Raw genomic sequence first — 2,385 nt, 5'->3', positions numbered from 1 at the left:
GGGGCCGTGCCGGGGGGCGCGGCCAGCAGGGGCGCGGCGAGCGCCAGGGCCGCCAGCGGCGGCAGCCGGGGCGCCAGGCGGCGCAGGAAGAGGCGCATGTTCGGCATGAAGCGGGCACCTTGCGGGTTGACGGTTGCGGCCTGCCGTCAGCAGGCGGTCAGGGCCGGCCGGCGGCGGGGGATGCGGCAGGCCCTGAGCGTGTGACAGGATAGTCGCACCGCGATTCCCGTCGCGACGCCGCTTGAAACGCAAGGAAACCGATGCTTGTGCCATGCGCCGCCGCTTTCCCTGCGCGGCGCGGGGCCATTGCCGCCGATGCGCGGTCCGCGGCCTATCATGTGCCATCGTAGTCAGCGCAATCGGCGCAAAGGAGGCCGGCCATGCGGGAAATGATCGATCGTCTGGAAACCATGTTGGCCAAGGGCACCGACAACATGTTGTTGCGATTCTCGCTGGGCAAGGCCTACGCCGAGCAGGAGTGCTACGGCGATGCCGAGACGCACCTGCGCGCCTCGCTGGTGTTCGATCCGGCCTATTCGGTGGCCTGGAAATGGCTGGGCAAGGCCTGCCTGGGCCGCGGCGACAAGGCCGGCGCCCGCGCCGCCTGGGAGTCGGGCCTGAAGGCCGCGCAGGCGCGCGGCGACAAACAGGTCGAAAAGGAATTGCTGGTGTTCATCAAGCGGCTCGACAAGGACGCCGCCGTGCCGCAATAACGGCGCCGGCAACCGTCCTTTTCTTCAGGCCTCGGCCGCCGCTTCGGCCAGCCACTGCTTCAACGCCGCCAGCGCCGGCGCCGCGCCCGCCGGGGCGCCGCGCGACTCGATCAATCCGTAGTGCGAGCCATCCGGGGCGAATCCGGCCGGCGCGACCAGGCGTCCGCTGCGCAGGTCGTCCAGCGCCAGCAGGCGCGGACTGAGCGCCACGCCCAGGCCGGCGGCAGCCGCTTCCACCATCAGGAAATGATGATCCAGGCTGCGCGTGGCGCGCGGGGCGGGAAGCCCCGCCTGACGCAGCCAGTCGTCCCAGGCGCGCGGCCGGGTGCGTGAAGACAGCGCCACGTAGTCGCCGGCCTCGAACGCGGGCAGCAGCGACGGAGCCATCACCGGTCCCATGCGCTCCGCCATCAGCGGGGTGACGATCCAGTCGGGATGCACCGGAAAATCCAGCCGCCGCAGCGCCAGCGTGACCTGGTCGCGGGTGAAGTCCAGCGGTCCGCCGCCGACCGACAGATGCAGCTCGATGTCCGGGTGCCGGTCCTGGAACCGCGACAGGCGAGGAATCAGCCAGCGCATGGTGATCGACCGTTCACACGACAGCACCACGGGGCGCTGCGCGTCGCGCGCCTGCAAGGTGTCGATGGCGTCGTGGATCAGCGCCAGCGCCCGGCCCATGGACGAGGCCAGCAAGCGGCCGTCGGCGGTGACGCGCAGGCCGCGTCCGGCCGGTTCGACCAGCGTCAGGCCCAGGTCGTCGGCCAGCTTGGTCACGCGGCGGCTGACCGCCCCATGGGTCAGCGACAGTTCGTCGGCGGCGGCGCGCACGGAACCCAGGCGCGCCACCGCCTCGAAGGCGCGCAGGTCGTTCAACGAGGGACGGCGGGTAGCGGTCATTGGTGATGATAGATCACGAATAAACGTCAGAAATGATGGATTTTCCTGGTGGGTGATCTGCATTTTAATCACCGGTATGGACACACCGGAATCGTTATCCCGACAAGTCGGCATCATTGCCGACGACCTGACCAGCGCCGCCGATGGCGCCGGCCCGTTCCTGCCCTGGGCCGGTTCGGCGCGGGTGCATCGGGGCGCCGCCGCGCCGGCGGGTGAGCGCGTGCTGTCGGTCGACACCGGCAGCCGCGGGCAGGCCGAAGCCGGCGCCGTGGACGCGGTGGCGCGGGCCGCCGCCGCGCTGGCCGGGCGCGGCGTTCTCTACAAGACCCTGGATTCGACCTTGCGCGGCCATATCCGGGCGGAACTGGCCACGGCCCTGCGTGCCAGCGGGCGGCGCCTGCTGGTGGTGGCGCCGGCCTTTCCCGCGGCCGGGCGCGTGACGCGCGGCGGGATCCAGTACGTGCACGGTGAGCCGGTCGATGTCAGTGTCTATGCCGCCGATCCGGTGCATCCGGCGCGCACCGCGCGCCTGCTCGACCTGATCGATCCGGCCATCGGGCCGGCCCGGGTGGTGCCCGAGGACGCGGACGCGGCGCAATTGCGCGATGCCGCGCGGCAAGCCCGGACGCTGGTGCTGGACGCCACCACGCAGGCGGCGCTGGACCAACGGGTCGCGCAATTGTGGACGCACGGGTCCTGCCTGTGGGCCGGCTCTCCCGGCCTGGCCCGGGCGCTGGCGGTGCGTTGCGGCGCGGCGGCCGCCGGTCCGGCGCGG

General features: G+C 71.8%; 3 protein-coding genes. 2 read left to right on the top strand and 1 reads right to left on the bottom strand.

Going from position 1 to position 2,385, the window contains the following annotated elements; all coding sequences use genetic code 11:
• The first annotated feature begins 380 nt into the window (after nt 1–380).
• Nucleotides 381–713 (top strand): hypothetical protein, encoded by a 333-nt coding sequence (locus H0523_RS31880; protein ID WP_080977441.1) that lies wholly within the window; start codon nt 381–383, stop codon nt 711–713.
• Between the two features lie 24 nt (nt 714–737).
• On the opposite strand, the gene H0523_RS31875 is transcribed toward H0523_RS31880, so the two are convergent.
• Nucleotides 738–1,610, bottom strand: a complete 873-nt coding sequence (locus tag H0523_RS31875) for a LysR substrate-binding domain-containing protein (RefSeq protein ID WP_054435464.1) — start codon at nt 1,608–1,610, stop codon at nt 738–740.
• A gap of 76 nt (nt 1,611–1,686) precedes the next feature.
• On the opposite strand from H0523_RS31875, the gene H0523_RS31870 reads away from it, so the two are divergent.
• Nucleotides 1,687–2,385 (top strand): four-carbon acid sugar kinase family protein (locus H0523_RS31870; RefSeq protein ID WP_180180313.1); only part of this gene is annotated, 699 nt, incomplete at its 3' end.

The sequence above is a fragment of the Achromobacter insuavis genome, assembly GCF_902859645.1.
GTDB lineage: Bacteria > Pseudomonadota > Gammaproteobacteria > Burkholderiales > Burkholderiaceae_B > Achromobacter > Achromobacter insuavis.
The sequence above is the reverse complement of the archived record's forward strand: the minus strand, read 5'-3'. Positions and strand labels throughout refer to the sequence as shown.

Excerpts from the sequence above, each read along its gene's own strand:
- H0523_RS31880 (WP_080977441.1), top strand. The coding sequence starts at position 381 with ATGCGGGAAATGATCGATCGTCTGGAAACCATGTTGGCCAAGGGCACC.
- H0523_RS31875 (WP_054435464.1), bottom strand. The coding sequence starts at position 1,610 with ATGACCGCTACCCGCCGTCCCTCGTTGAACGACCTGCGCGCCTTCGAG.